The sequence below is a fragment of the Shigella sp. FC1661 genome (assembly GCF_001712525.1).
GTDB classification, from domain to species: Bacteria; Pseudomonadota; Gammaproteobacteria; order Enterobacterales; family Enterobacteriaceae; genus Escherichia; species Escherichia coli.
Map to the genome: position 1 here is coordinate 1 of NZ_MDGW01000183.1, position 4,253 is coordinate 4,253.

The following is a 4,253-nucleotide window of genomic DNA, read 5'->3' on the forward strand; positions in this document are numbered from 1 at the left end:
CGCTTCACCGGGACGTATACCGGAGCTGATGCGCGATCTTGCAAGTATGGGACAACTTGTGAAATTACCGACGAGAAGGGGAAGGGCCTTCCCGAGAGTGGTAAAGGAGAGGCCCTGGAAATACCCCACAGCCCCGAAAAAGAGCCAGTCAGTTGCTTAACTGACTGGCATTACGGCGTTATGCCGGTATTTTTTTACGGAAGAGGTATCAAATGCGTTTAATTGTGGTGAGCATCATGGTGACCTTGCTGAGTGGCTGTGGCAGCATTATTAGTCGCACTATACCGGGGCAGGGGCATGGCAACCAATATTATCCCGGTGTGCAATGGGATGTGCGTGACTCCGCCTGGCGTTATGTCACAATCCTTGATCTGCCATTCTCCCTGGTTTTTGATACTTTACTGCTGCCGATCGACATTCATCATGGCCCGTATGAGTGATTAACGTTCATCCCACTCATCAGCTGCTGCGCGTCCTTCCTCGGTATCCAGCGGTGGCTCAAGCTGAAATTCCCCCTCGTCCCATTCATGTAATGTATTCTCTTCCTGCCACTCCTGGCGTATCTCTATCTCATCATAGTCGCCATCAAAAACACTTTGCGCGGCTTCACCGCTAAGCATAGGTAAACATTCACCTTCTTTCCCTTCGTCGGCAAAAAACTCAACTTGCCACATGATGTCGCCGTCCTGCAAAACGTATTTTTGGGCATTGAACTGTTGCACATTCGCATCTTCGGCGTCGATGCCGGGGTTGTCTGCAAGAAATTCTTCGCGTGCAGCGTCAATGGCTTCTTCAAGCGTTGCGTACATGGTCATCACGATTCTCCCTTTGAGTTGATGAGGTTTCAGGGAAAAGGATAGCTGATTCTCCGCTTTTGCAAGTATGAAAGGCGAAAAATCAGTTCGATACCTGGGGTATTCGACGACGACGTAGACTGTTCCATGAATAGACTGCGTTGAATAACACTACGCCAGCGGTGACGAGAAATACCGCTCTGAAACCGTAGTTCGCTGAAATCGCTGCTCCCATCAATGGTCCGGTAACGTTGCCAATATCACGAAACGATTGGTTATAGCTGAAGATACGCCCGGCGATCTGGTTGCTCGAGTTGTAAACCAACAATGTCTGTACGGCGGGGAGTAGTGCACCATCGGCGGCACCGAGCAAAAAACGTAAAATCCCAAGTTGCAATGGCGTCTGAACGTAAGACATTGGGATCAACAGCAGTACAGAAAAGATCAGCGCTGTAATCAGAATCTTTTCGGGTCCGATTCGATCGCCAAGTTTGCCGAGTCGTGGTGCACTTAGCAGAGCCGCCACGCCTGGCACCGAGGCGATCATGCCACTGATAAAGGCGACGTTACTGACGTTACCCGCCAGTTCGCGGACATACAGCGTCAGAATGGGGGCAATTGAGCCCGTCGCCACCTGGATGATTAACGTAGTGACAAACAGGCTGAGTACCAGTTTCGGGTTTTTAAGTGATGTCACCACTTCCCGCATGTGCAGCATCTCTTTTTTGCTGACCGGCTGGAATTTTTCTCTGATGCAAAACAGGGTGACGAAAAAGCAGAGTATGAGCACACTGGCGGTAATAAAGAATACCGGACGTAAGCCGTAGCTATCGGCGAGCAGGCCGCCAGCCATTGGGCCGAGCAACGCACCACCAACGCCGCCTGTGGAGAGCGTACCCAGCGCCCAGCCGCTTTTATTACGCGGTACTTGTGTGGCGATAAGAGCATTAGCGTTGGGGACAAATCCGCCAAGTAACCCAAGAAGCGCCCGCAGGATCAAAAACTGCCAGATATTTTGTGCCAGCCCCATCAACACCATCACGATGCCCATGCCGAGGGCAGAGCGTAATAGCATGAGTTTTCGGCCTTTACGGTCGGCGAGTCCACCCCAAAACGGTGAGGCGATGGCCGAAAATAAAAATGTAATGCTGAAGACAATACCGGACCATATTCAGGGCGGAGTGACCGGTAACGCCAAGCTGCTCAACGTAGAGGGGTAAGAAGGGCATTACCAGACTGAAGGCGGCACCGGTAAGAAAACAGCCTAGCCAGGCGACGATCAGGTTTCGTTTCCAGTTTATAGGGGTGTCATTTTCACAGGGTGACATAGCAATCCGCTGTTGGTGCGCCAGGCGCGGTGAACATAAGAAGAAAAGATAAGCACACTAATTATGCGCCCGACTCCCAGGGGCGCAATCCAGAGAGCTTTTATCGCTAAATCAGGGGGATTTGCTGTGGTAATGCCGGATGCCATTCTGAAGCATCCGGCAGGGGAGATTTAATAGCGTGAAGGAACGCCTTCCGGGCGTGTTTTAAAGCGACGGTGTAACCACATATACTGCTCTGGTGCCATCATGATGCATTTTTCGACCACTTTGTTCATCCACGCGGCGGTAGTTTCGGCATCATCCAGTGGCGGAGAACACTCTGGCGGCAGCATAATCAATTGATACCCTTTGCCATCTGGCTTACGGCGTGGAACGAAGGGCACCAGACATGCGCCGGACATCCGTGCCAGCATCCAGGTTCCGGTCGTGGTCGCAGCCTGCTCAACGGCAAATAACGGGACGAAAACGCTTGAGCGCGGGCCGTAATCATGATCCGGTGCGTACCAGACCACTTCGCCTTTTTTCAGGGCTTTAATCATGCCTTTTAAATCTTTGCGGTCGAGCATCGATTTATTTGAGCGCAAACGGCCCCAGGTTTGTAGCCAGTCAATCAGTGGATTATCGTTCGGGCGGTAAACGCCAATCCCCGGTTCCTGCATACCAAACTGCCGCGCACCCAGCTCCAGTGTCAGAAAATGGATGCCAACTAACAGGATGCCGCGTTTTTGCGCCTGCACGTCACGAATGTGTTCCATGCCGATCACTTCCGTCCAGCGGGCGATTCGGCGGTCCGGCCAGAACCACGCCATGCCGGTTTCCATCAGGCCCATGCCAACGGATTCGAAATTCTTCACCACCATTTTACGGCGTTCTTGTTCGCTCATTTCCGGGAAGCACAGTTCCAGGTTGCGATGCACAATTTTTGCGCGTCGTTTCATAAAACGTAACGCCAGTTTTCCTAATCCACAACCGAGGCGGTAGATAACCGGGTAGGGCAATTGCACGACTAACCAAAGTACGCCAATACCCAACCAGGTTAACCAATAACGCGGATGAAGCAGTGCGGTGGAGAACTTGGGTAGATTCGTCATATCAATCCTGTTTTTCAACCTATTCGGGCAATTGTATGTATTGTCGCATTTTTTCGCCCGCAACCAAAATTTGTGGCTGAAGACTGGGCGAAATTGCCGCGCTTGTAAATAACAAATAATTTTTAATGCGCAAATGTAGCGTAAAATGTGTGGATGTTAATTATCGATAATTGCTATATCATGCCGCGGATTTTTACTTTCCCATCTCGCAGGAACCGTACACCATGCCAGTGTTACACAACCGCATTTCCAACGACGCGCTAAAAGCCAAAATGTTGGCTGAGAGCGAACCGCGAACCACCATTTCGTTTTACAAGTATTTCCACATCGCCGATCCTAAGGCGACCCGTGACGCTTTATATCAGCTGTTTACCGCGCTGAATGTTTTTGGGCGAGTGTATCTGGCGCATGAGGGCATTAACGCGCAAATCAGCGTACCTGCGAGCAATGTTGAAACATTTCGCGCGCAGCTCTATGCCTTCGACCCGGCTTTAGAGGGTTTACGCCTGAATATCGCGTTGGATGATGACGGGAAATCCTTCTGGGTACTGCGCATGAAGGTACGTGATCGCATTGTTGCCGACGGTATTGACGATCCTCACTTTGATGCCAGCAATGTTGGTGAGTATCTGCAAGCGGCGGAAGTGAACGCCATGCTTGACGATCCCGATGCACTATTTATCGACATGCTGAAGTGGTCAACAAAAACTGGCCACCGAGTTAGAGTTTTTCCAGTATCGATTTTCCGATTCGTTTGGGGGTAACCCACCGTTATATTCGTGCGGTCTTAGTGCGCTGTAATATCCAACGATATAGTCCGTTATGGCGTGAGCTGCCTCGCTGAAGCTTACGTAACCCACCACCGGCATCCATTCGTTCTTCAGACTCCTGAAGAAGCGTTCCATTGGGCTGTTATCCCAGCAGTTTCCGCGCCGGCTCATACTCTGTCTGATCTGGTATCGCCACAATAACTGCCGGAACTGCCTGCTCGTATAATGACTGCCCTGATCGCTGTGGAACATCACCCCGCCGGGCTTACC

At 51.1% G+C, this 4,253-nt stretch carries 4 protein-coding genes and 3 pseudogenes; 3 read left to right on the forward strand and 4 right to left on the reverse strand.

Going from position 1 to position 4,253, the window contains the following annotated elements; translation table 11 throughout:
• Positions 1 to 160, forward strand: a pseudogene (locus BFF42_RS11705) (IS4 family transposase); the annotation flags it as partial.
• Positions 161 to 212: 52 nt separating this feature from the next.
• Positions 213 to 440: a YceK/YidQ family lipoprotein gene (locus BFF42_RS11710; protein ID WP_001237205.1), complete on the forward strand. Its 228-nt coding sequence runs from the start codon at positions 213 to 215 to the stop codon at positions 438 to 440.
• Here BFF42_RS11710 and BFF42_RS11715 read toward each other — a convergent pair whose 3' ends face one another.
• The 3 genes and pseudogenes from BFF42_RS11715 to lpxL all read right to left on the reverse strand — a co-directional run bounded on the left by BFF42_RS11715 (position 441) and on the right by lpxL (position 3,213).
• Complete coding sequence (locus BFF42_RS11715; protein WP_000180059.1) at positions 441 to 815, reverse strand: MysB family protein; 375 nt, start codon at positions 813 to 815, stop codon at positions 441 to 443.
• Between the two features lie 82 nt (positions 816 to 897).
• Positions 898 to 2,122, reverse strand: a pseudogene (gene mdtG, locus BFF42_RS11720) (multidrug efflux MFS transporter MdtG).
• Between the two features lie 170 nt (positions 2,123 to 2,292).
• On the reverse strand, positions 2,293 to 3,213 hold the full coding sequence (gene lpxL, locus BFF42_RS11725; RefSeq protein ID WP_000183364.1) for a kdo(2)-lipid IV(A) lauroyltransferase: 921 nt from the start codon (positions 3,211 to 3,213) through the stop codon (positions 2,293 to 2,295).
• A 224-nt stretch (positions 3,214 to 3,437) separates the two neighbouring features.
• Here lpxL and BFF42_RS11730 point away from each other — a divergent pair.
• Positions 3,438 to 3,929: pseudogene (locus tag BFF42_RS11730) on the forward strand (rhodanese-related sulfurtransferase); the annotation flags it as partial.
• Here BFF42_RS11730 and BFF42_RS11735 read toward each other — a convergent pair.
• The coding region (locus BFF42_RS11735) for an integrase core domain-containing protein (RefSeq protein ID WP_073841232.1) at positions 3,912 to 4,253 on the reverse strand (342 nt) is incomplete at its 5' end. The pseudogene BFF42_RS11730 and the gene BFF42_RS11735 overlap by 18 nt on opposite strands.

What these genes read in the sequence shown, in the direction of transcription:
- BFF42_RS11715 (WP_000180059.1), bottom strand. Translation starts at nt 815, where the DNA reads ATGACCATGTACGCAACGCTTGAAGAAGCCATTGACGCTGCACGCGAA.
- lpxL (WP_000183364.1), bottom strand. Translation starts at nt 3,213, where the DNA reads ATGACGAATCTACCCAAGTTCTCCACCGCACTGCTTCATCCGCGTTAT.
- BFF42_RS11710 (WP_001237205.1), top strand. Translation starts at nt 213, where the DNA reads ATGCGTTTAATTGTGGTGAGCATCATGGTGACCTTGCTGAGTGGCTGT.